Annotated in this window: 21 protein-coding genes; 10 read left to right on the top strand and 11 right to left on the bottom strand. The window is 40.4% G+C overall.

The features are described 5' to 3' along the window. Positions 1–33: 33 nt before the first annotated feature. From UYC_RS0126135 to UYC_RS0126125, 3 genes are read right to left on the bottom strand one after another with little or no spacing between them, the layout of a single operon-like run. Positions 34–468: a C6orf136 family protein gene (locus tag UYC_RS0126135; RefSeq protein ID WP_016874338.1), complete on the bottom strand. Its 435-nt coding sequence runs from the start codon at positions 466–468 to the stop codon at positions 34–36. 12 nt (positions 469–480) lie between these two features. After that, positions 481–1,635, bottom strand: a complete 1,155-nt coding sequence (locus UYC_RS0126130) for a glycoside hydrolase family 10-like protein (RefSeq protein ID WP_016874339.1) — start codon at positions 1,633–1,635, stop codon at positions 481–483. A gap of 20 nt (positions 1,636–1,655) precedes the next feature. After that, a complete protein-coding gene (locus UYC_RS0126125) occupies positions 1,656–2,471 on the bottom strand; it encodes a DUF1206 domain-containing protein (protein WP_016874340.1) in 816 nt (271 codons plus the stop codon). 237 nt (positions 2,472–2,708) lie between these two features. Here UYC_RS0126125 and UYC_RS0126120 point away from each other — a divergent pair, with 237 nt between their 5' ends. Both UYC_RS0126120 and UYC_RS0126115 read left to right on the top strand, forming a co-directional pair. Next, positions 2,709–3,569: an alpha/beta fold hydrolase gene (locus tag UYC_RS0126120; protein WP_016874341.1), complete on the top strand. Its 861-nt coding sequence runs from the start codon at positions 2,709–2,711 to the stop codon at positions 3,567–3,569. A gap of 3 nt (positions 3,570–3,572) precedes the next feature. Next, positions 3,573–4,157 (top strand): Npun_F5749 family FMN-dependent PPOX-type flavoprotein, encoded by a 585-nt coding sequence (locus tag UYC_RS0126115; protein ID WP_026087442.1) that lies wholly within the window; start codon positions 3,573–3,575, stop codon positions 4,155–4,157. 110 nt (positions 4,158–4,267) lie between these two features. Here the strand turns inward: UYC_RS0126115 and cysE are convergent, their stop codons facing one another. The 3 genes from cysE to UYC_RS0126100 all read right to left on the bottom strand — a co-directional run bounded on the left by cysE (position 4,268) and on the right by UYC_RS0126100 (position 7,518). Then, on the bottom strand, positions 4,268–5,032 hold the full coding sequence (gene cysE, locus UYC_RS0126110) for a serine O-acetyltransferase (protein WP_016874343.1): 765 nt from the start codon (positions 5,030–5,032) through the stop codon (positions 4,268–4,270). A gap of 163 nt (positions 5,033–5,195) precedes the next feature. Next, a complete protein-coding gene (locus UYC_RS0126105; protein ID WP_016874344.1) occupies positions 5,196–5,687 on the bottom strand; it encodes a hypothetical protein in 492 nt (163 codons plus the stop codon). A 175-nt stretch (positions 5,688–5,862) separates the two neighbouring features. Continuing rightward, a complete protein-coding gene (locus tag UYC_RS0126100; RefSeq protein WP_016874345.1) occupies positions 5,863–7,518 on the bottom strand; it encodes a DUF3352 domain-containing protein in 1,656 nt (551 codons plus the stop codon). A 222-nt stretch (positions 7,519–7,740) separates the two neighbouring features. Between UYC_RS0126100 and UYC_RS0126095 the strand changes: the two genes are divergently transcribed. From UYC_RS0126095 to UYC_RS0126070, 6 genes are all read left to right on the top strand, one after another. Further along, complete coding sequence (locus UYC_RS0126095; RefSeq protein WP_016874346.1) at positions 7,741–8,100, top strand: rhodanese-like domain-containing protein; 360 nt, start codon at positions 7,741–7,743, stop codon at positions 8,098–8,100. Positions 8,101–8,493: 393 nt separating this feature from the next. Then, on the top strand, positions 8,494–9,573 hold the full coding sequence (hrcA, locus tag UYC_RS0126090) for a heat-inducible transcriptional repressor HrcA (protein ID WP_016874347.1): 1,080 nt from the start codon (positions 8,494–8,496) through the stop codon (positions 9,571–9,573). A gap of 229 nt (positions 9,574–9,802) precedes the next feature. Further along, positions 9,803–10,531, top strand: coding sequence for a tetratricopeptide repeat protein (locus UYC_RS0126085; RefSeq protein WP_016874348.1), 729 nt, complete (start codon positions 9,803–9,805; stop codon positions 10,529–10,531). 48 nt (positions 10,532–10,579) lie between these two features. Further along, a complete protein-coding gene (locus tag UYC_RS0126080) occupies positions 10,580–11,239 on the top strand; it encodes a hypothetical protein (RefSeq protein ID WP_016874349.1) in 660 nt (219 codons plus the stop codon). 22 nt (positions 11,240–11,261) lie between these two features. Then, positions 11,262–11,936 (top strand): hypothetical protein, encoded by a 675-nt coding sequence (locus UYC_RS0126075; RefSeq protein ID WP_016874350.1) that lies wholly within the window; start codon positions 11,262–11,264, stop codon positions 11,934–11,936. 10 nt (positions 11,937–11,946) lie between these two features. Further along, positions 11,947–12,927, top strand: a complete 981-nt coding sequence (locus UYC_RS0126070) for a glycerophosphodiester phosphodiesterase (RefSeq protein WP_235082933.1) — start codon at positions 11,947–11,949, stop codon at positions 12,925–12,927. A gap of 46 nt (positions 12,928–12,973) precedes the next feature. Here the strand turns inward: UYC_RS0126070 and UYC_RS0126065 are convergent, their stop codons facing one another. Beyond that, the gene (locus UYC_RS0126065; RefSeq protein ID WP_016874352.1) at positions 12,974–14,302 is read right to left on the bottom strand and encodes a sensor histidine kinase; all 1,329 of its coding nucleotides are present in this window, start codon (positions 14,300–14,302) and stop codon (positions 12,974–12,976) included. 287 nt (positions 14,303–14,589) lie between these two features. Here UYC_RS0126065 and UYC_RS0126060 point away from each other — a divergent pair, with 287 nt between their 5' ends. Continuing rightward, positions 14,590–14,856, top strand: a complete 267-nt coding sequence (locus UYC_RS0126060) for a hypothetical protein (RefSeq protein WP_016879721.1) — start codon at positions 14,590–14,592, stop codon at positions 14,854–14,856. A 418-nt stretch (positions 14,857–15,274) separates the two neighbouring features. Here UYC_RS0126060 and UYC_RS39095 read toward each other — a convergent pair whose 3' ends face one another. Next, positions 15,275–15,451 carry a hypothetical protein gene (locus UYC_RS39095; RefSeq protein WP_016874354.1) on the bottom strand — a complete coding sequence of 59 codons (177 nt, stop codon included), beginning with the start codon at positions 15,449–15,451 and terminating at the stop codon, positions 15,275–15,277. Positions 15,452–15,628: 177 nt separating this feature from the next. Further along, positions 15,629–16,558, bottom strand: a complete 930-nt coding sequence (locus tag UYC_RS0126050; protein ID WP_016874355.1) for a cobalamin-binding protein — start codon at positions 16,556–16,558, stop codon at positions 15,629–15,631. Between the two features lie 295 nt (positions 16,559–16,853). Here UYC_RS0126050 and UYC_RS0126045 point away from each other — a divergent pair, with 295 nt between their 5' ends. Continuing rightward, the gene (locus UYC_RS0126045) at positions 16,854–19,118 is read left to right on the top strand and encodes a PAS domain S-box protein (RefSeq protein ID WP_016874356.1); all 2,265 of its coding nucleotides are present in this window, start codon (positions 16,854–16,856) and stop codon (positions 19,116–19,118) included. 191 nt (positions 19,119–19,309) lie between these two features. Here the strand turns inward: UYC_RS0126045 and UYC_RS0126040 are convergent, their stop codons facing one another. Then, positions 19,310–19,750, bottom strand: coding sequence for a GNAT family N-acetyltransferase (locus UYC_RS0126040; RefSeq protein WP_016874357.1), 441 nt, complete (start codon positions 19,748–19,750; stop codon positions 19,310–19,312). A 228-nt stretch (positions 19,751–19,978) separates the two neighbouring features. Beyond that, entirely contained in the window at positions 19,979–22,972 is a 2,994-nt protein-coding gene (gene pruA, locus UYC_RS0126035) for an L-glutamate gamma-semialdehyde dehydrogenase (RefSeq protein ID WP_016874358.1), read from the bottom strand. Positions 22,973–23,177: the final 205 nt, after the last annotated feature.

The raw sequence follows: 23,177 nt of genomic DNA, 5'->3' as shown, positions 1-23,177 counted from the left end.
GTCACGCCACTACTCATAAGTATAACTATCTGCTTAATTTTTCATATCTTCTCCCTTACGGAAAAACTGCTGCAAAATCTCTCCCGGTTCCCTATCCCAAGTATCGATGTGCTCGTATATCAAACCATCTTTGTTGAGTTTATATGTGGAATATCCATTGAAAAAAATACGTGCTTTCCAGGGAAGGCGTAACACACCACGTACCGTCCATTTTGCCAAAATTGTATCTTCATCTGACTGACACACATCATGTAAATCAAAGTAAATTTTGGTAAAAAATAAGCGAGCATGAAATCGCAAAGTCCAAAAGATAATGCGATAGTTGATTTTTCCTTTAAATGTATTGACTGGATCTCGAAAATATATATCTTTTGTATAAATATTGTAGGAAATATCTTTTTCAAAAAGTGTGGGTAAATCCTGTTCGAGAGTCTTTATTACCCGTTCCACTTGCAATTGATAATCCACGCCTAATTACCTCTAAAAAATATTTCTGAAAATCCTCAGCCCCCTTTGCAATAGTGAATCAGCAGCGATTTGAGTTGTACTAGGTTGATTCAAATCTGCTAGAGATGGAAAGGTAGCTGACTGAGCATAAGGGCCTTTTCGCAACAATTTTGCTAGAGCGTTATTATTTTCTCGCAGCCCTTCATAAAAGAAGAATATTTCCCCTGGAATCCCACAAGCACGATTATACTTAATTACCTGTAATAAGTGTTCTGGACTCATGCAGTAGGAACCTATTTTCATCAGAATTCCTGGTGCTAACTTTGGTAATCTCCTACCGAATAACTGCTCGTTTAGTATCTTATTAAGTTCATTTTTGTAGCTGAGGAAATCACGGCGATAAATTTGGGGATGGAACATATCTACTAAACCTCGTTCCAACCATGTTCGGGAATCCTGCAAATATTCTTGGTATCCCCAATCTGGCAGATTAGGAGTCATGGATATCAATAAATTGGGGTTCACAGCTTTGACTGATTGGTAGACACGGGCTAGAAATTCTGTGAGAATATCAGCACGCCACTTCAGCCATTGAGGATCTTTGGAATTTTGGGGGGGATTTTTACCAAACTGCTGGCGGTAGTGTTCTACTGTTGTGCGATCGTAACCACCTTCACAAGGTAGGGCAGGTAAGCGATCGTCTCCTTGGATGCCGTCAACATCATAATTTTGCACAACTTCCAAGATTAAATTCAACATGAAATTCTGCACTTCGGGGTTGAGAGAGTTCAACCACTCAAAGCCATTTTTCTCCAATAGATTACCATGACAGTCACGGGCAGCCCATTCTGGTTTTTTTGCTAACAACGCTCCACCATTCATTTTGTAGGAACTGGCAAATCCATATTCAAACCAGGGTATGACTTTGAGATTAAATCGATGTGCTTGGGCAACAATTTCTGCTAGAGGATCGCGCCCGGCAGATAAAGGCTCAATTTCAATATCAAATGTCTGCCGCATGACTTGACTGGGGTAAAGTGTCGCTCCCCTACCCCAGACAACGGGGAAGACAACATTAAATCCAGTTTCAGCAAGAAAATCCATTGCTTCAGCAATACGCTGCTGTGAACGGAGAACCTTACTGTCGGTGGTTGTGAGCCAAACGCCCCGTATTTCGATATTTGTCATGGGTGAATAGCAGAAAACTTCTAGCTGGTGGCAAACTGACGGTAGCGTGCTTGAACTACCATATAAACGCCGTAGGCAATTAAACCTAAAGCTACAATACCTAAAAGCCAGGGGCCATAAGGTTGTTGGGCTAGCGTCTGTAGTGCCCGATCTAAACCTCCAGCTTCACTGGCATCTGATTGAGTTGCTGCTTGAATTAAAAACCAACCAATAATGCAGAATACAACACCTCTTGCTGCTGCACCAAATCTGCAAATAAACATTACCCAATTCCGTTCTTTTGTGCTTAATTCTGATAAATTAAGTCCTTTGCGAATTTTATTACTAAAAGCTTTATAAAACTGATAAAAACCTAGACCAATTATAAACGCTCCAATAATTCCAATTAACCATTGACCAAAGGGTTGAGAAAGTACACGCGCTGTCCAATCTTGGGTAGAGTTGCTATTCTCACTACCGCCAGTGCCAAGAGCAAGTTTTATCGCCGTTAAGGCTATCCCAGCGTAGATGAATCCATTAATGGCATAACCTGCTCGCTGTGCCAAACCTTTAGCATCAGTGCCTTTATTGTCTGGATCTTTTATCGCTTCTACGAAACGCCAAATCACATATCCAATTAAGCCAATAGCCACTAATGCTAGTAAAAATTGACCAAAGGGTTGATTGACAATTTCTCGGAGAGCGCCTTGAGGATCGGTAGTTTTACCACCACTTCCCATCGCTGCTTGTACTGCTAGGAGTCCGATAATACCGTAAACTACTCCTTTAGATATATAACCAAATCTAGCGAGCCGCTCTATCCAAGATGAGGGATGATGTATTAGTTGTTGTGCCATATACTTTTAATTCCATCATTATGTATGCTTTTAGCAAGAATGACCAATAAATTTCATCTTCCTCAGGGATAATCGTGTATTTAAATATAAAAAATGAGAAATTTAAGGAGATTTTAGAAAAAAAGATATTGTGTATTAGGCAATAAAAATAATTTTTTGTATGCCTTCAATCTTCAATTTCAATTATTATTAAGTACTGAAGGTCATAATTATTTATCTAGCAGGGGCAAATTAATTATGTCTGTACAAGTGACTTGGAAGCATGATTATATCATCACGAATGGAGTGAAACTGCATTACGTCACTCAGGGAGAAGGGCCATTAATGCTGATGTTGCACGGGTTTCCGGAATTTTGGTATTCGTGGCGGCATCAAATTCCTGAATTTGCTAAATATTTTAAGGTCGTTGCTGTTGATTTGCGTGGCTACAACGATAGCGATAAGCCAAAAGAGCAATCTGCTTACGTAATGGATGAATTTATTAAAGATGTCAAGGGATTAATTAAGGGGTTAGGATACGAAAAATGTGTTTTGGTTGGGCATGATTGGGGAGGAGCGATCGCTTGGTGTTTTACTTACGCTCATCCAGAAATGGTAGAGAAATTAATTGTTCTCAATATCCCTCACCCTGCCAAATTTAGTGAAGGTTTGCGCACTCCCCAGCAGTTGCTTAAAAGTTCTTATATGTTCTTATTTCAACTGCCTTGGCTACCAGAAGTACTCATACAATCAGCAGACTACCAAGCAATTGAAACTGCTTTAAAAGGTATGGCAGTGAACAAAAGTACTTTCACCCAAGCGGATATTGACGCCTACAAAGATGCAGCAGCCAAACGCGGCGCTCTAACAGCAATGTTGAACTATTACCGCAATATTTTTCAACAGAGATTACTCAATCCAAGTTGGGGTGTTTTAGAAGTGCCAACACTAATGATTTGGGGTGAGAAAGATACTGCGCTGGGAAAAGAACTCAGTTACGGTACAGAAGCCTATGTGAGAGACTTGCAAATTAGGTATATTCCCAACTGTAGCCATTGGGTACAGCAGGAAAAACCTGAATTAGTGAATGAATATATGCGCGAGTTTTTAGGGCTTTAAACAATGTCTATGGCTCCTTGGCGAAGTGCGATCGCCCGTGCTCTCCATCAAAATCGCAGCCTTGTTTATGCCCGCTATTTACAGCTAGCAACAATAAGGGCAAATGGGCATCCAGCTAATCGTACTGTGGTGTTTCGCGGTTTTCTAGAAGATACTAACAAGCTCAAATTTATCACTGATGCCCGCAGCGAAAAAGCCGAACAAATCCAACAACAACCCTGGGCTGAAGTTTGTTGGTACTTTCCCAACACACGCGAGCAATTCCGCATTACTGGCTGCTTAACCCTAGTAGGAAGCGATAATTCTCAGCCAACACTGCAAGAAGCTCGCAATACCACCTGGCAAAAACTGAGTGATGCAGCACGTTTGCAATTCGCTTGGCCTGATCCTGGTAAACCAAGAATAGAGGATCAAGATGCCTTTGCACCACCTCCACCAGATCCTGTGCAGCCATTGTCGAATTTTTGCTTGTTGCTGCTCGCTCCAGTACAAGTAGATCACTTAGAATTGCGTGGTGAGCCGCAAAATCGCTGCCTCTACAGCTATGATGAGCAAAAAGGTTGGTTTGTTGAAGCTATTAATCCTTAAAAGCTAAAAGTCAGTAGCCAGGAGACATGAATCACTAGGGAAAGAAATTTCGCCCACTTTATTCTGTGCAAAATATTCTGACTTCTGACTTCTGACTTCTGACTTCTTTCTTAAATTCCAGCACCATCTAGAAACTGCTGAATTGCCTTATCTCTGATATTGCAAGCAGGGGCATTTTGTTGTATGTCACCTTCGTTGCAATTCAATATACCTACCAAAACAGGAGTTGTGGTTGTTGGCTGGCGTTCTTGTAAAGTTTGTACTTGTTGTTCTAGCAATTCCAAGCGATCAACTAAAGCACGAATTACTTCTGCTTCTGAATCTGGTAAATTATTGTGTTCTAGAGGGGCAACCCGTACTCCAGAACGATAGATAATACGACCGGGTATACCTACTACAGTGCAATTAGAAGGTACATCCCTGAGAACAACAGAGCCAGCGCCGATGCGGACATTATTGCCGATTTGAATATTACCCAGCACTTTTGCTCCTGCACCCACTACAACGTTTTCACCTAAAGTAGGGTGTCGCTTTCCGCTTTCTTTACCAGTACCACCAAGGGTAACACCTTGATAAATCAGGGCATAATCTCCGATGATCGCCGTTTCGCCAATCACTACCCCCATCCCGTGGTCGATAAAGACGCTCTTACCAATCGTAGCACCGGGGTGGATTTCAATTCCCGTTAAAAACCGAGCGATATGGGAAATCAGGCGAGGGATGAAGGGAATGCCAATATTGTAGAGCCAGTGAGACAGGCGATGAAACAGCAGAGCTTGCAAACCGGGGTAGCAAAATAATACTTCTAACCAGTTACGAGCCGCTGGATCGCGTTCAAAAATAATGCGGAAGTCAGCAATAAGTGTAGATAGCACGCTTCTTGTACCCTCGTTGTGCCAAACAAGCTACACTCTATCTTAACGTTATCGGTGCAACCTCTAACTATTGTTATAGATAGTAGTTGGTAGATAGCGGATAGTAGGCACATTGGTCATTTGACAAATGACCAATGACTAATGACTAATGACTCTTGACTAACTACTTTTCCTGTACAGAAAGTGTATAGTCTCGCTTAACTCCAGGATTAAAGGTAGCCACCCAAATATGATAGGTTCCTGCTTTCCAGTCGTTATCTTCTATGCTGGCATCCTTGCTCTTACCGGTATCATCGCCGCAACGAATTGTTTTTTTATCTGGTCCCTGGACAAGTATGGTGGTATCGTAGCCGCCACTGTTAACTTGTATTTTCAAGCGAGGAAAGTTTTTTTTCAAAACCAAGATGTGATCTGGAGTCGGATCGCCAAAACCAATACAGGCATTTTTATGGCGATCGCGGTTGCTAATAGCTGATAGAGAATAAGAACCGCCTGTATAGCCTGTCATTGTTCCTTGTGTTTGCTCAAAGCCTGGTAACAAGGTTAACGTACCAAAATTGGCGGTGTTAGCTGTAGCAGGTATAGAGGCAACAACTGCCAATACAGCTAAAATCAAGCCCCTACCGAAAAGCAGTCGGGGGCAATGTTTGCTCATATTAGCCCTCCAACGAAGGCTTTGTTGTAATTTTATATACCCATAATATCAGGACTTACAGTGTTTTTTTGATTTTGTGACACAATAAAATGTGCCACAATAGCAGATTTTTGAAGCGAGCAGAAGTGCAGAGGAGAAAATAGAATGTTTTTCTCCCTATCTGTCGCTCATAAGTTTAAAAACCATCCATTTGTAAAAACACGCCGCCTTTAAACAATTCCGGATTGTCACCGTAACTACTGACAGTAAGTGATCGCAAGTTTTGGAAAAAAGGTTTTGCTACTATTTTCAAGAGTTTGAGAATTGGCAGTTGAGTTTCTAGTATTTCTTGACTTTTTGTCCAGTCGAGATAGACGTAGCCTTGATTTGGTTGGGGAATGGCAGCGATACTATTTTGGAAAGTCCGATTTTTAACTAAGGAATTGTTTTTGGCATTGAGGACTTCATCCATTGTCTCTAGGTTGGAAGCGAAAATTTCGTAATTTCCTTGAGTTGTATGTATTCCGTACACCTTTGTGTCGATGGCGTATTTGCTTTTGTCTGGAGCATCATTAAGTTTTGTAGCTTTAACTTGCGTCCACGCCGAGATTTTTTGCGTGTCTAAGTCAAAAGAATTCAGTGATAGCCCATTTGAGGAAGCGATCGCATCTAGATGGGAAATTCCTGCTGGTGCAGACTCGGTTTTTTCTGCCACAAAAATCCAGTCGGGATTGGTTTGCTCTGGGCGGGGCAACAATCCGATCGCGTATTCTCCTTGTACCCAGCTAAAAATATCTTCTTTTAAGTTGATATTCCAGCGTTTTTCCAAATCTGCTAGAGGTTGCACCAATCGAGATAATCCTTCTTTCCCAGAACTAGATACGGCAGTTGTCACTTGTCGCCAGAGTTGGGCTAAGTTGCTGTTATCCAAACTACTCAAATTCTCTCCGGCAATTGCTAACCCTGCTGAAGCCGGAATATACTGCAATGCCCCACTAGATTTAGATAATGGCTGTAATGGGGGTAAAGTTTCTCCTTGCCCCAAAAAAGTAGTTTCTGCAACTAATTCCTTATTATTAGGCAAAACCAGGGAAATAATTTCGCTATCATAGGTTGCTGTTTCTGGCAGTTGTAACCCTTGCCATTGTGCTACTAGAGGAAGATTAAGGAAAGCTACTGCTAGCGCTCCTTTGGGCAGTTGTTTGATGGCTTGCTGATATTGGTTAGAATTTGTCAAATTCAACTCAGCAGCCTGAACATTATTAATTGCCTCTCGCAGCACTTTTGGATCGTTAGCAAACAAGACAAAGCGATCTCCCACCGCTGCCCCAGCAAGTACCTGATCTGGCTGAGATTCATCAGCAATCAGCTTGACGCCTTCATATTGTTCAACCGTTAAATTTGTCCCAGCTATTGCCCGCTTGGAAAATAACAAATCTACAAACTCGCGACTTTTTTCCGGTTTATTAGTTGCTAGCGCCATTAAATACCCTGGCTGGAGTCCATTTTCTGGATCGCGATCGATGTCTGGGGTGGTAACAGCCAAAGTAATTTCGTTCCCCAACCAAGGTTTAATATCTTGTTTGTAATCTATACCAGTATTAGCTAATAAGCTGCTTTTGAGCTTGGAAATTTCTCCGTTACGTTCTAAAGATTGTAATTTATCTGGATTTACCAGCATCGAGAGCATTACTGGCGCTTGTTTAGACACAAAAATTGCGGCTCCAGGCAGCTTGGCAGCGGAACTGCCAAGAGGATTGTTCCCGAATGAGTTGGTACAACCAGCAATACCAAATGATAGCAGCATAGTTAAACTAGCTGCTAAAAAACGAAAGAATAAACCTTGCTTCATAATTTTTTTCACATAGACTACCTGGGGTAGTACTTACACCCAAAAATATTAAACCGCCTTCTTCCACATCAAAGGCGGTTTTGATCCGAAATCTTTGTTTACTTAAGAAAATAGAGCAAATGTATTCTCATGGTACTGATGTATATGCTCATGTCAACGTGAAGATTTTCTGCGAACATAAATAATATCTAGGAAATCTCTAAGATTGTTTACAAAAGCTTCATGACAGGTAAATCTTTTGGTCAACCCATTACCCAAATCGGCGTAGAAGAACTTGCCCAACGCTTATCAACAGGCGAGCCGAGCCTTCAATTCATAGATGTGCGCGAACCACAAGAAGTAGCGATCGCCTCTGTTGAGGGCTTTGTTAACCTACCTTTGAGTCAATTCGCCGAGTGGGCAGATCAAATCCCAACCCGCTTCGATCCTCATGCTGAAACCTTTGTACTCTGTCATCACGGTATTCGTTCTGCTCAGATGTGTCAGTGGCTAATTGCTCAAGGATTTACAAACGTTAAAAATATTGCTGGTGGTATTGATGCTTATTCAAGCTTAGTCGATCCTTCTATTCCTCAGTATTAATTGGGAATGACGATAACAGCTTTATTTTGCTATTCTGAACTTAAGACAATATTAATTCAGGGTTTTAGGCGGAAATACTTAGCAGTATTGGTTTTGTAAATACTTCGCCCACCCGCTTTTGCGTCTACATTTTGCGAGAATCCGGCAAACTACTAACTAAACTCTGCCAACTCGGCATTCTTGTGTAAATATACGTAAATCCTAAATCTTGTCACCTGTTAATAAATACCACTTTTGCTAGAGGTAAAACAGGAAGTTTGTTGTTAAGTATTCCAAGATACCTCTTGAATTTGATATCTTGCTTAACTAATTATTAATGCTTTTTGCAATCATCTCGATAAATTTTTCATTTTTCAAAAATTGATTTAAATTTAGCTACGATAAATACTCGCCATGCAAGTCCAGCTAACAAACCGACAACAACACATACTCTGGGCAACAGTACGTCATTATATTGCTACGGCAGAACCTGTTGGTTCCAAAGCTTTAGTTGAGGAATACAACTTGGGTGTTAGTTCAGCAACAATTCGCAACGTGATGGGTATGTTAGAAAAAGTTGGACTACTTTACCAACCTCACACATCTGCAGGTAGAGTACCTTCCGATTCTGGCTATCGCATTTACGTTGACAAGCTGATTACACCTTCTGACACTTTAGCGCGGCAGGTAGAGGATGCACTGCAACACCGCCTCAAGTGGGAAGATTGGAGTTTAGAAGCTCTATTGCAAGGAGCAGCTCAAATTCTGGCAACTTTGAGTGGTTGTATTAGTTTGATTACCATGCCGCAGAATGTGAGCGCCCAGCTGAGACATCTACAATTGGTGCAAATTGAATCGGGAAAGGTAATGTTGATTGTGGTAACGGATAGTTACGAGACGCATTCGGCATTAATGGATTTGCCACCAAAACGACAAGAAACACAACTCGATCTGGAGGTAATAGATCGGGAGTTGCAAATTGTTTCCAACTTTTTAAATAGTCACTTACGGGGGCGCAGCCTTTTAGAATTAGCTAATCTAGACTGGAGTCAGTTAGATCGAGAGTTTCAGCACTACGGCGAATACTTAAAAGAGTCACTGGCGGAATTCAGCCGTCGGAGTTTGACACCAAATACTACACAAATAATGGTTCGTGGTGTCTCAGAAGTTCTGCGTCAGCCAGAGTTTTCGCACCTCCAACAAGTGCAAGCAATTATCCAGCTATTAGAAGAAGAGCAAGAACAACTGTGGCAATTAATCGTTGACGAGCCAGAGGTGGAGGAAGTTGGGAAATCGCGGGTGACAGTTCGGATTGGTTCCGAAAATCCTCTCGAACCCATACGTACTTGTAGCTTAATTTCTTCTACTTATCGTCGCGGTTCAGTACCAGTAGGTAGTGTAGGCGTTTTGGGGCCAACCCGTTTAGATTATGAGGGAGCGATCGCAGTCGTAGCTGCCGCTGCTGATTACCTATCGGAAGCCTTGAGTCAATAATCCTGCATCCCTTAAACTCAGTACTATTGCCCTTGATAATCTAGCTCTGACTGAATTTCAATTGAATATATTTCTACGAACCCAAGCATCTTAAGTTAAGAGTAAAAAGACTATTAGCTATGAGCTATTAACAGTCTTTAGCTATCCCTATTTTCACAGTATGAGATGCTTCACTTTTTTAAAGTGTTGGAATCATCAATTGTCATTATTAAAATCAAAAATTCAGTCAATGATAGAAGGTTTTGGATTGTTCATGACTGGGTTCTGGTTACTCATGATCTATGATTGTCTTCGCAACGAACCAGAACGGCATACATGGTTATGGATTTTAATTTTTGTTAATTTTCCTGGTGCCTTAATCTACTTTTTTATGCGTTGGTTACCGCGCATAGATATCCAAATGCCTAAATATTTCACTCGCTGGACACGTAGTCGCGAACTATGGATAGCAGAGGAAGAAGCCAGAAACATTGGTAAAGCTCATCAGTATGTCAAGCTAGGCAATTTGCTTTATGAAATAGGAAGGTTTGATAAAGCAGAAGATGCCTACAAACAAGCCTTAGAAAAGGAACCAGATAACAAGCAAGCCCTTTGGGGAACTGCATCAATTAATCTTAAAAATAAAAATTTTTCTCAAGCAAAAGAGCATTTGCAAACACTACTTAAAATTGACCCTAATTACAAATATGGTGATGCTTCTCTAATTTATGGAGAAACACTAATTGATTTAAAAGAATTTGATGCAGCAAAGGAACATTTAGAAAAACATTTGCAAAATTGGAATCATCCAGAAGCATATATTAAGCTGGCTACAATTATGACGCAACAGGGTGATACTCAATCAGCTCGAAGTTACCTTGAAAAAATGATTGCTAAAGTGCGAGGTTCATCTTACTACCACTACAAACGCAATCGTCACTTTATTCGTAAAGCAGAAAAAATGTTAAAAAATTTATAACCTGAGTATGAATTATTTATTTTGCTAACTTCAGTAAAATAAGTTTTCATGCAACAAAAAACTGTATTTTGGTTAATCTGGCTAGGATTGATTATCTATGCCTTTGTATTTGCCCCTCCCAATCAACCTGATACATTCGAGTTGATTAAAAATCTTTCCACAGGGCAATGGCAAGGTATTAATCCGCTTGTTATCTCACTGTTCAACATTATGGGCGTTTGGCCTTTAATTTACAGTGCAGTCATATTTATAGATGGTAGAGGGCAAAAAATCCCTGCTTGGCCATTTGCTGCTCTATCTTTTGCAGTTGGAGCCTTTGCTCTGCTGCCCTACTTAGCTCTACGCGAACCAAATACACAGTTTTCCGGACAAAAGAATACTTTTCTCAAGCTACTGGATTCTCGCTGGCTTGGTGTGGTTCTGACTGTAAGCGCGGCTATTTTAGTTGGTTATGGATTAGGGCAAGGAGATTGGGCTAATTTTGTGCAGCAGTGGCAAACTAGCCGCTTCATTCATGTGATGAGCTTAGATTTTTGTCTGCTTTGCGCTTTGTTTCCTGCACTATTGGGAGATGATATGGTGCGTCGTGGGTTAAAAAATCCTCAAATGTTTTGGTTAGTAGCGCTAATTCCATTATTCGGCGCTTTGCTTTATCTGTGCGTGCGCCCACCTTTACCAGAAGCGAGTTCAGAGCTAATACCCAGTTAGAACTACCTGCAAACTCAGAATTATGACTAGAAAAATCGCACTTTGGTCGTTGTGGGCTGGATTTATTGCTTATGTTTTGTGGTTAGCTCCACCTTTTAATCTAGAAGCCACAGTTACGCTATTAAAAAATATCTTCACCCTAAATTGGACAGAAGTAAATCCTGTGATCCTATCGTTATTTTCTTTGATTGGCATCTGGCTATTTATTTACAGTGCCCTTCTGTTCTTTGATGGCAGGATGCAACAGACTCCTTTTTGGCCTTTTGCTTTAGCAACAGTAGGAGCAGGAGTAATTGGTTTATTGCCATATTTAGCATCTCGCGAACCAAATCAAGAATTTTCTGGACAAAAGGATGCTTTTTTACAGTTGTTAGATTCTCGCTTTTTCGGTGTAATCCAGACTTTAACTACAATTGGCTTATTTGCCTATGCTGTGATTTTTGGCGATTGGGCAGGCTACTGGCAGCAATTTTTGGGCGATCGCTTTATTAACGGCATGAGTTTAGCATTTTGCTTGTTCTGCCTGTTATTCCCAACTGTTTTGGGTGATGATATGGCACGGCGCGGCTTAAATAATCCCCAAATGTTCTGGGCTGTAGCACTTTTACCATTATTTGGCCCCCTTGTCTATTTGTGCCTACGTCCACCACTACCAGAACCAAGCATTCACCTCAAACAAGCAAGGGATGCTTATTAGAATAACTTTGATGCAAAAAAAACCAATTATAATTGCACATCGAGGTGCAAGCGGTTACCGCCCAGAGCATACAATAGCTGCTTATGAATTAGCTATTGAAATGGGTGCTGATTTCATTGAACCAGACTTAGTGATAACCAAGGATGGTATTTTAATTGCTCGTCACGAGAATGAAATTTCTGAAACAACAGATGTTGCTGTTCGTCCAGAATTTTTACATCGTAAAACTCTCAAAGTTATCGATGGGGAAGCCAAAATAGGGTGGTTTACTGAAGATTTTACTTTGACAGAAATTAAGACATTAAGGGCTAAAGAACGAATTCCTCAACTACGTCCTCAAAATACAAAGTTTAATGGACTTTTAGAAATTCCGACGTTACAGGAAATTATTGATTTAGCCAAGCGTAAAAGTATAGAAACAGAACCCATTATTGGCATTTATCCAGAAACTAAGCATCCAACTTACTTTCAATTCATTGGCTTGTCGCTAGAAAATACTCTAATAGAAACTTTGCAAGCTAGTGGGTATAAGGGAAAGAACGCACCTGTTTTTATTCAGTCTTTTGAGGTGAGCAATCTTCAATACTTGTCTACAAAAACTGATTTCCCCCTAGTACAACTGCTTAATATTAGTGGTAAACCTTATGATTTTATAGTCAAGGGTGATATGCGCACCTACGTAGATTTGGTAAAAACAGAGGAGTTAAAGAAAATATCAAGTTATGCTCAAGCTGTTGGCATTCATAAAAACTTACTCATACCTAGAGATAATAACGATAAATTGTTGTCACCAACATCTTTAATCAGTGACGCTCATGCAAATAATTTGCTAATTCATGCTTGGACTTTCCGCAACGAAAATTGCTTTTTACCACAAGATTTCCAAGGAAATCCTCAAGGTGAGTATGAATTATTTTTTAATTTAGGAATTGATGGTGTATTTAGCGATTATCCTGATACGGCTATTTCTGTTTGTTGCAATATCAAGTAGAGTCTTTATTTATTTTTCCTGATTTATTTAATATCAAAGAAGAATTTTAAGACGGTGGAATCTGAATTAAAAATTCTGTACCTTCCCCTGACAATGAAATATACTGCAATGTTCCACCATGATTTTCGGTAATAATTTGATAGCTGATGGAAAGTCCTAATCCATTTCCTGTTTCCTGAGGTTGAAGAGAGAAAAAAGGTTGGAATATTTGATTAGGTGCTAAATCTTTTATCTCTATTCCATTATTTGCAATCCTAATTGTAACTTGCTGTTTATCTATACTAGTAGTTATCCGAATCTGAGGATAGATAATTTTTGCATTTTCTTCTACAAATATAGATTCATCTAAAGACTCAATCGCATTTATGAGCAGATTCATAAATACTTGATTTAGTTGTCCTGGATAACATTCTATTTTTGGTAAATTACCATATTCTTTGATAACTTGAATGGCAGGGCGTTTAGGCTTGGCTTTCAAACGATGCTGTAAAATCATCAAAGTTACCTCTAATCCCTCATGGATATCAACAGCTTTTTTTCGCTCTCCATCTGCTCGTGAAAAGTTTTGGAGAGATTGCATTGTGCTGCGGATACTATCGGTTCCTACCTTCATTGAAGAAATCAGCTTTGGTACATCTTTTAGAATATGAACTAGATCCATTGCCTCTATTTTTTCTTCAATATCGCTTCCTGGGTAGGGGAATTTTTTTTGATAAAGATGAATTAATTTGACAAGTTCCTCAACATAGTTACTAGCATAATACAAATTAGTGGAAATCAATCCAATCGGATTATTGACTTCATGAGCGATACCAGTAACTACCTGTCCTAAGGAGGAAATTTTCTCACTTTGTATCAGTTGCAATTGAGTTTTTTTAAGTTGCTCTAAAGTTAAAGAAAGTTCAGCAGTTCTTTCTTGTACCCTTTTTTCTAGTTGCTGCTTTTGTTCATCTAACTCTAAATTCAACCTGCGCATTTTTAAGTGTAATTTCACTCTGACTAAGACTTCTTCTTGCTGAAAAGGTTTAAGAATATAATCAACAGCACCTAAGGTTAAACCTTTGATTTTCTCTTCTATTTCTGAAAGCGATGTAATAAAAATAATTGGAATGTCTCTTGTTGATAAATCTGTTTGTAAGAGGCGACAAGTTTCAAAGCCGTCTAATTTTGGCATCATCACATCTAATAAAATTAGATCTGGTGGATTGTTTTTCACTTTTTCAATACCATTGATGCCGTTCCTCTCAGCTAGAACTTGATAACCTGCATTAGTTAAAGTCGTAGATAGAACTTCTATATTGGTGGGACTATCATCGATTATTAAAATCGTCTCAGAATGATTATTCTTGTCTACTTCTTCAATTGCTAAATTCATTTCTTTTTGATTTTTGTACCGATCTACTTATATGTTTCCCAAATTGCAACTCAAAATAGAGATTGTTGGTTTTATCTGTCTTTCCTATAAGAGTAAATCTGCCTTCTAGCAGCCCGGAGGTGGCAGCCTACTACCCTCGTCACCAGGTTTAACCTGGTAACGAGAATTAGAGCATTCTGGCTCTTATTGAGAATCCTGTCTCGGTGGGATTGTAGTTGTTGGTATCATCAAGATTTGATGTAAGCTGTCTACAATTGGTAGAGTAATTTGAGTCTGGGAATGAAAAAATGAGAGTTTGGCTGGCTTGCTTTTTAGTGCTGTTTGCTTTAGCACAACTATTTGATTGGATTGAAGAATTGAAGCTACCCCTACCTATTTATATTTTGGGTGGTGCTTTTTTAGCAGTTGCATCCAACTACGATAAGCTTTTTGGCACTTATTTCAGGGATGTTACTGAGACAAGTATAGAAGCGCAGCTAGAAGAACACCAATTAGATTTATCACCTCAACCCAGTGCTTCTGTTTCTTTACCAGAATCTGGAGTCAAAGACTAACTTGCTTGAGGTAAACAACAGATATTTTTAACAAGAATGCATCCAATTACAAAGCCATTTTATGCATTCACCGTGGCAATGTTTGCTGGGTCTGAATCTGTATTTCTAAGTAAAATTACGTAAATAAACTTTATTTTATCTTAGAGCAATCTGTAAGATTACAACTAAGTATTACATTTTTAATCAATACCCTGGAAGGCTATTGCTATACAAAAAAAGCCTGCCTACCCTTTGGGAATTGCTAACCTACGGCAACACCAAGGGTAAATGCAGAAAGCAGGCTCATAGTCTATGGGCACTTTAAAATCGGGATGCACCTAAAAAAAATCGTGTAAACAACCATTTTTCGACTTGTAAATCCTTGTCATGAGCTCTTGAACAAAAAGAAAAAGTCAAGGGTAAGCCCCCTGACTAGAGTTCAATTATGTTCTACAACACACAACCACACATAACTAGTGAGGTCTACAACTATGTTAAATAAATCATATGCTTTTAGTCCATCAATTGCTGCTTTAATTTTTGCGACTATGAAAAGAGCGATCGCACAAACACCTAGAAAAATTACGCATAAGTAAGGAATTTGCTGTTTGAGCATTATTTTCAGCAGATCGCCATCTCTAAAAAGAGATAAATACGATTCTGCTGGAGCAACTTTTGACTTGTTTTATCAAATATATGAGCGCAATTCTATTGATGATAAAGGGTTGTGTTTAGACTCGACTGTACTTTAATAAAATTGGTAAAAACCAGTAGCTAAAAAGTAACAAATTAATTAGAGTAGTTCCCAGGTTTCTCCCTTATAGCCATACTGAAAAATTTCTGGGTGCAAAATTTCTGCTAACATCTCTAAAGATTCTACCAGCCGCGGCCCTGGACGGTTGAAATAGGAATTGCCATCGGTAATGTATACTCTGCCAGTTTGGTTAGCGCGGAGTTTTTGCCACTCTGAATTTTTAGTTAACAACTCAGCTTCTTGGCGAGTGCGATCTAAATCAAAGCCACAGGGCATAAACACGATAATATCTGGATTGCCAGTAATCAGATTTTCCCACGTTAACTGTGGAGAAGGCTGACCTGTAATGCTAAATAATGGTTTTCCTCCTGCCAAAGTAACTAATTCGGGAATCCAGTTGGCGGCAGCCATCAAAGGATCGATCCACTCGATACAAGCGACAGTTGGTAAATTTTCTGTTTGGGAAAGCCCTTGGGTTTTCTGGGCAACAATTTTCACGCGGGCTTCCAAGTTTTCTAGCACTTTGAGCGAGTCTACTTGGAATACATTCGCTACTCGTTCGATATCAGCCCAAACCTCTTTGAGCAGATTTGGTTTTAAAGAGATAATTTCGGGTGCGGTGTGAGTCAGTGAAGCTACAGCCTTTTCTACTTCCGAAACGCTAACAGCACAAACTTCACACTGGTCTTGAGTGACAATATGAGTAGGCTGTAATTTTTCCAAGACATCTGTTTTAATTTCGTAGATACTTAAAGCATTTTGGAGCAGATTATTAACTTCATCGTGAATTTTACTGCTAGATGCCTCCGTATTTAGCCGGGGTTGGGTGCAAATTGGACGATCTTGAATTTCTGGGGGGTAGTCGCACTCATGCGATCGCCCAACAATGGCATCAGTTAACCCTAGTACTGCTAAAATTTCTGTTCCACTGGGAATTAGGGAGACAATTCTCAAGTTGCCATCGGTCATTACTCCATCTCCACAACGGTTGCAACTATCTTTATTGTTGCAAATTAAAGTTGCTTGGGTATCTGCCTGTAGGTGAGAGGAGAGCCTTACCACAAGAAAGATAGGAAATTAAGACTCACGTACAAAGCTTATTTGCTGAGGCTACCTGTTACGGGGTAGAGGAAGCGATCGCGATTATGAGTGTTTTTATACCTATAAGTGTTAATAAACTTGAACTAAATCTTCATATTTCGTGTATAAATTACTTTATTATCAGTCTTTTTACTTAATTATAGAGTTAACAGACTTACCAAGAATGGTGAAGTGTAAGCAAAGCGAGCAAACTCCAAAAGTAGTGGCTGAAAGCCAACAAATCATCAAAATCGGCGAGGAAACCCAATCCTTCAAGGTTTGGGAGAAACCGTTGCCTACTGATTTAGGGCAACAGGCAATGGGCAATCCTCGATTCTCTATGCCCGCGATGTCGGGAGATGAGCTTAGTTTGAAAGGACTTGCATTATCTGTTTCAGAAAACATTGAACCTCGAATTCAGTGTCTATCAGAGGCAAGTGTTGAAGGTCTGATTATACACGACGATGGAATTATTTTAGATGCAAATTCTGTAGTTACAAAAATTACAGGCTATGAAATTGCAGAAATCATTGGTAAAAACATTTTTAATTTACTAACACTGACATCGCAATCGCAAAAGTTAATACTAAAACATATTCTTTCTAGTTCTGAAAAACCATATGAAGTAATTGTAGTTAAAAAAGACGGTTCTACTGTTGCGGTGGAAATGCAAGGCGAGATCATTGCTTACCAAGAGCAAAATATACAGGTATTGGTAATTAGAGATATTACAGAGTGCAAGCAGACAGAAGAGATTTTGCACAAAAGGGAAAATTTTCTGCGAAAACAGAACCAAAGCCTAGTACAGCTTGCTAAAAGCAAAAGATTACAGCAAGGAAATCTACAGGCAGCATTCAGGGAAATCACAGAAGCCGCAGCCCAAACTGTAGAGGTGGAACGAGTCAGCGTATGGTTATATAACTCAGAGCGCTCAAAAATAGAATGTGTCGATTTGTACGATGCTAGAACATATTGTCATAGCTCTGGCATGGCGCTTTGGAAAGCCAATTTTCCTGCTTACTTTCAGGCTTTAGAGCAAGAACGCAGTATTGCTGCACACAATGCCACCCGTGACAGTAGAACCCAAGAATTATCTGAGCCTTATCTTTGTGTATTTGGCATTACATCTTTATTGGTTGCACCAATTTGGTTGAGAGGTGTTTTAGTGGGGGCGGTGTGTCACGAACAAATCGGTTGTATGCGTCAATGGACATTGGAGGAAGAAAACTTTGCTGGTTCAATTGCAGATTTTATTACCTTGGCGATAGAAGCAACCGAACGCAACGCAGCGCAGGAAACACTACGATACAGTGAGGCACAATTCCGAGCAATTTTTGAGCGTTCCTCTGTTGGAATCGGACTTGTAGATATGAAAGCACAGATTGTAGATACCAATCCAGCGTTGTGTCAAATGCTGGGCTACAGTCGGGAAGAATTATGCGGTAGTAGCTTTGCAAATTATATTGTCAAACAAGAGGGAGATTTAGAACTTTATCAACAACTACTGTTGGGAATTCGCGATCGCCTGGAAATGGAAAGGCGTTTTCTGCATCAAGATGGTAGATTAGTGTGGACTCAGTTGAGTGTTTCTTTAATTTCCAGTCCAAATGGCAAACCTCAATATTTTCTCACCATGATTGAGGATATTACCGAGCGTAAACAAACAGAGTTGAAACTATGTGAAAGCAAAGAAGCGGCAGAAGCTGGAAGTCGGGCAAAAAGTGAATTTTTGGCAACTATGAGTCACGAGTTGCGAACACCTTTAAATGCAATCATGGGTTTGTCTCAACTACTGCAACAAGAAATGGCTGGCTGTCTTAACGACAAGCAGAAAGAGTATATAAATTGTATTTACAGTAGTGGCGAACACTTACTAGCACTTATTAACGATATTCTCGATTTGTCAAAAGTAGAAGCTGGCAAAGAAGAACTGTTACTGTCTGAGTTGCCAGTACAAGAATTGTGTGCTCATGTTATGTCTACTGTACGCGATCGCGCCGAAGAAAAGGGGCTGCTGCTGGTAACCGAAATTGATGAACAAGCAGATATTTGCATTGCCGATGAACGACGCATCAAGCAAATGCTGCTCAATCTACTTACTAATGCAATTAAATTTACTCCTGCGGGTAGAGTGTCTTTGGAAGTTAAAAAAGTGTCTTCAACCATAACTTTCACCGTATCAGATACGGGCATTGGTATCGATCCAAGTCATTTCAAATACCTGTTTGAACCATTCAAGCAGCTTGATAGCAGACTTAGCCGTCAGTACGAAGGCACAGGATTGGGTTTAGCTTTGACACGCAAGTTAGCCCGTTTGCATGGTGGTGATGTGACAGTAGAGTCAACTTTGGGAAAGGGCAGTAGGTTCACAATATTTTTGCCCAATCAACCCGATTGGGAAAAAGGGGTGGTGGGGAGATTAACTCCTGCACACGCCAGTCTGATATAATTTCTAGTTTTTAGAGATGCGATCGCACGCTGCTTTTCCTGAAGCAGTCGATTTATAATTACAACCACAGATGGGCACAGATAGACATCGATAAAATCTGTGTTTATCGGTGTTAATCTGTGGTCGATTTGTTAGAAAATCATGAGTGCAAGAGATTTAATCGCGAAAGACGCAACTCTATTTAATAACCACTAACAATTCAAATATTTCTTCATTTTCACATGACGAATTCCGGCTTCTTCAAAAACTTCTCCTTCTTCCTGAAAACCTAGTTGTTGATGCAAACCTTTTACATACTCTTGAGCATGAAGCACAACTTCTGGAATATTTTTACTAGCTATTACTAAAAGTGCTTTTTCCATAATTTTCTTGCCAATCCCTTGTCCTCTAGCTATTGGCAAAACAGCTAACCTTTCTATCTTTGCAGTTTTATCATTCAAATATCTAATCCTGGCAGTTCCTACTGCTTCGTTATCTAAATAAGCAATCAATTGTTCAGAAATTTCATCATCACCATCAAAATCCAAATCTGGATCTACTCCTTGCCCCTCTTGAAAAACTATCCTTCTAATTTCCTCAATTTTCGGAAAATCTTCCTGATAATCAGCCAATTTAATAATTAAATCACTCATCAAAATCTCTTATACCAATTCTCTATAAACTTGCACTGAATGAGTACCAATTTCTTCTTTTGTGTTCTACCCTGCGGGTAGACATGAAGTGGCTTCTGAAAGTAGCCGAAGAAGGCGCGTCTATGTGCTCTTTGTGGTTAGTTTTTTAATATTAAGTGCATCTTTCTTTCGCATTTTGGCAGTTCATTTATAAAATAAGGTGGGCATTGCCCACCTATCAAACCTAGATTATTCTGCCCCTTCAATTGGAGCGAAACCTTGCCTTTGAATATTTTCCGTCACAGTACGCGGTTCTAAGAATTGTAGTAGGTAGTCGGGGCCTCCTGCTTTAGAACCAACTCCAGAAAGCTTAAAACCACCAAAGGGTTGACGTGCAACTATAGCGCCTGTAATTGTCCTGTTAATGTACAAGTTCCCAACCTCAAACTCTTCCTGCGCTTTTTGGATGTGTGAGGGAGTTCTAGAGTAAAGCCCTCCTGTTAAAGCATAATTAGTATCGTTGGCAATTGAGAGCGCTTGTTGGAAATTTTTCGCCTTAATTACTGCCACAACAGGGCCAAAAATTTCTTGTTGGGCAATAATGGCGTTTGGCGATACATCTTTGAAGATCACAGGGCCGATAAAATACCCATTATCTGGTGCTGGCAATTCCAAAGCTACTTTTGCTTCTGCCTTGCCCTTCTCTATATACTCGCGGATGCGATCGCGAGCATTAGCATCAATTACAGGCCCCACTGTGGTGCTAGGTAACTCTGCTGCTCCAATATTAAGTGATTTCGTTGCTTCTACAAACCGCTGCACAAAGGTATCATAAATCGGTTCTACGACTACCACTCGCGAACAAGCAGAACATTTTTGTCCGCTGTAACCAAAGGCTGACTGCACGACGCCCACCACAGCTTGGTCTAAGTCGGCACTTTCATCTACGATAATTGTATTCTTGCCGCCCATTTCGGCAATTACTCGCTTCATGTGCCTTTGCAGGGGTTTGAGAGTCGCTGCTTCAGCGTAAATTTTACAACCAACCTCTTGGGAGCCAGTAAAGACAATCATATGAGTATCAGGATGGCTCACCAAATATGCACCAACTTGGGAACCCTTGCCGGGTACGTATTGAAATACACCTTTAGGTATTCCAGCTTCTACTAAGATTTCCGTCAGTTTCGCTGCAATAACCGAAGATGTTTCCGCTGGTTTGAGTAGAGTACAATTCCCAGCAACTAAAGCTGCAACAGTCATTCCCGTTGCGATCGCTAGCGGGAAATTCCAAGGAGAAATTACCACTGCAATCCCACGCGGTTGGTAGATATAACGATTCGTCTCGCCAGATACGTCGTAATTGTAACCTTTGTCGAGTCGTTCCATCTCCTCTGCATAATAGCGGCAGAAATCTATCGCCTCAGAAACTTCTGCATCTGCTTCCCGCACTGGTTTGCCGACTTCTAACACTATCCAAGCACTCAATTCGGCGCGGCGTTGTTCCATTAAATTGGCAGCTTTGCGCAATATGCCAGCGCGTTGAGTGACGGGTGTTTTGCGCCAACTCGGAAATGCGGCTTTGGCAGCTTGCATAGCTTGTTGTGCTTGTTCAACAGAGATAAGTCCAACTTTACCAATTACCTCACTAAAATTGGAGGGATTAAGAGAATCAATAATTTCTTGGGTTTGGACGTACTCACCATGAATTAATGGGAGATAGGTTTTACCAAATTGCTGACGAACGTTTTGGAAAGCTTGTTGAGATTTCTTTCTCGCTTCCTCCTCAGCATAATCTGTATCTGCTGCACCAGAGAAAGGGGAGGGGGCGCGGGGGGGAGTGGGAGAGGGGGAGACTTTTCCATCCCCTTGTTCCCAAGTAGGAGGCGCTAGTAGTTCTTCTACTGGACGATTTTCTAAATTTTGGCGCAAGAAGGAACTATTCGCGGTATTCTCTAGCAAGCGACGAATCAGGTAAGCCATTCCTGGTAAAAGTTCGCCGTAGGGACAGTAAACACGAACGCGATAACCTTGATCTACTAGTGCTTTGGCTAGTTTATCCCCCATCCCGTAGAGGACTTGCATTTCAAAGCAACGATTGGGAACTTTTAAGGTTTCAGCGATCGCGATCGCATGGGCTTGCGATCGCACGTTATGGCTACCGATAGCAGAGTATACATAAGGATGGTTCTCTAACAATAATTGAGTAATCTTCTCAAAATTTACATCTGTCGCTGCTTTGTCGTTGTAAACTGGCTGTGGCCAATGTTTTTGCGCTGCTTTGATGGTTTCTTGATCCCAATACGCGCCTTTTACCAAGCGAATTGTAATTGGATAACCACGCTGATTTGCCCAATTTATTAATTCTCGCGCATCTTGTTCACTGTCGCGCAGATATGCCTGAATAGTCATGCCAATATCCGTGCGCGTGCGGAACTCTTCTTCCATTAAGAGTTTTTTCAGGATGCTGAAAGTGATGTCTTTGTAGGCGTACTGTTCCATATCAAAGTGAACGGCAACGCCTAGTTCTTGAGCACGCCGCAAAAGGGTGCGGATGCGCGAACTTACCCGTTCTTCACTTCCTTTAGCATCTAGGGGATCGAATTGAGAGTAAAACGCCGTTAATTTTACAGAAACTTGGACTTTGGGAAGCGCTTCGCCGTCTGCTTCATCGATTAGCGGTACACCTGTCCAATTTTTTGATGCTTCTTGTAATTGTTGCATCAAATCTAGATAGCGTTCTAAATAAGATTGAGCTTCTGCTTCGGTAATTACTGCTTCACCTAATAAATCTACAGTGAAAGCCATTTTTTCCTTACGCAGCCGTTCTATTGTCTTTAGTGCTTGTTTAATATTTTCTCCAGCAATATATTTATGAGCTAATGTTTCAACTGCTGTGGCAACGGTGGTAGCAGCGACTTGTCCCGGCATAGAATCAGGGTTAGCAAAGTTTAGCATCCCCTTCAACGCTGCAGGTAATTCTACCGATTCGTCACCTAAATATTCCTGTAAATGAGCGGCAATTTCTGGTTTACTACGTAAAGCAGGTAAAGTATCAATAAAGCGAAATAGCTGCACCCGCAACCCAGGATTACTCATTGCCCAAGCCAGTAATTTATCGTCCCAGCGCATCTGATCGCGCAATGCTGAGAAGAAATTACGATTCTCCTGCGTCGCTGCAAGCAACTGTCTAGCAATTTCTTGGGTTCTTGCTTCGTAGGTGCTTGTTTGTACTTGTAAAACCACAGATGACAAACTCCTTATTTAAAGTCGGGCTTTCTTCACAAAACCCCTATATTCTATTGTCGCTCGTTGATGTAAGCTGCTACCACATCCAGATTTTCTCGATATTACACAAATTTTAATCTTCACCTAGCTTTGAAATCAGAATTTATCGTATTTATACAGCCTGAGTTCAATATCATGCTGCTTGCGTCAGTATTATCTGTAA

The sequence above is a fragment of the Chlorogloeopsis fritschii PCC 6912 genome (assembly GCF_000317285.1).
Taxonomy (GTDB): domain Bacteria; phylum Cyanobacteriota; class Cyanobacteriia; order Cyanobacteriales; family Nostocaceae; genus Chlorogloeopsis; species Chlorogloeopsis fritschii.
Note: the sequence above shows the minus strand (reverse complement) of the source record. Positions and strands in the feature narration are given on the sequence as shown.

What these genes read in the sequence shown, in the direction of transcription:
- UYC_RS0126105 (WP_016874344.1), bottom strand. Translation starts at nt 5,687, where the DNA reads ATGAGCAAACATTGCCCCCGACTGCTTTTCGGTAGGGGCTTGATTTTA.
- UYC_RS0126100 (WP_016874345.1), bottom strand. Translation starts at nt 7,518, where the DNA reads ATGAAGCAAGGTTTATTCTTTCGTTTTTTAGCAGCTAGTTTAACTATG.
- UYC_RS0126065 (WP_016874352.1), bottom strand. Translation starts at nt 14,302, where the DNA reads ATGAATTTAGCAATTGAAGAAGTAGACAAGAATAATCATTCTGAGACG.
- UYC_RS0126075 (WP_016874350.1), top strand. Translation starts at nt 11,262, where the DNA reads ATGACTAGAAAAATCGCACTTTGGTCGTTGTGGGCTGGATTTATTGCT.
- UYC_RS39095 (WP_016874354.1), bottom strand. Translation starts at nt 15,451, where the DNA reads ATGCTCAAACAGCAAATTCCTTACTTATGCGTAATTTTTCTAGGTGTT.
- UYC_RS0126045 (WP_016874356.1), top strand. Translation starts at nt 16,854, where the DNA reads ATGGTGAAGTGTAAGCAAAGCGAGCAAACTCCAAAAGTAGTGGCTGAA.
- UYC_RS0126050 (WP_016874355.1), bottom strand. Translation starts at nt 16,558, where the DNA reads ATGACCGATGGCAACTTGAGAATTGTCTCCCTAATTCCCAGTGGAACA.
- UYC_RS0126130 (WP_016874339.1), bottom strand. Translation starts at nt 1,635, where the DNA reads ATGACAAATATCGAAATACGGGGCGTTTGGCTCACAACCACCGACAGT.
- hrcA (WP_016874347.1), top strand. Translation starts at nt 8,494, where the DNA reads ATGCAAGTCCAGCTAACAAACCGACAACAACACATACTCTGGGCAACA.
- UYC_RS0126125 (WP_016874340.1), bottom strand. Translation starts at nt 2,471, where the DNA reads ATGGCACAACAACTAATACATCATCCCTCATCTTGGATAGAGCGGCTC.
- UYC_RS0126040 (WP_016874357.1), bottom strand. Translation starts at nt 19,750, where the DNA reads ATGAGTGATTTAATTATTAAATTGGCTGATTATCAGGAAGATTTTCCG.
- UYC_RS0126060 (WP_016879721.1), top strand. Translation starts at nt 14,590, where the DNA reads ATGAGAGTTTGGCTGGCTTGCTTTTTAGTGCTGTTTGCTTTAGCACAA.
- UYC_RS0126085 (WP_016874348.1), top strand. Translation starts at nt 9,803, where the DNA reads ATGATAGAAGGTTTTGGATTGTTCATGACTGGGTTCTGGTTACTCATG.
- UYC_RS0126095 (WP_016874346.1), top strand. Translation starts at nt 7,741, where the DNA reads ATGACAGGTAAATCTTTTGGTCAACCCATTACCCAAATCGGCGTAGAA.
- UYC_RS0126070 (WP_235082933.1), top strand. Translation starts at nt 11,947, where the DNA reads ATGCAAAAAAAACCAATTATAATTGCACATCGAGGTGCAAGCGGTTAC.
- UYC_RS0126115 (WP_026087442.1), top strand. Translation starts at nt 3,573, where the DNA reads ATGTCTATGGCTCCTTGGCGAAGTGCGATCGCCCGTGCTCTCCATCAA.
- UYC_RS0126120 (WP_016874341.1), top strand. Translation starts at nt 2,709, where the DNA reads ATGTCTGTACAAGTGACTTGGAAGCATGATTATATCATCACGAATGGA.
- UYC_RS0126080 (WP_016874349.1), top strand. Translation starts at nt 10,580, where the DNA reads ATGCAACAAAAAACTGTATTTTGGTTAATCTGGCTAGGATTGATTATC.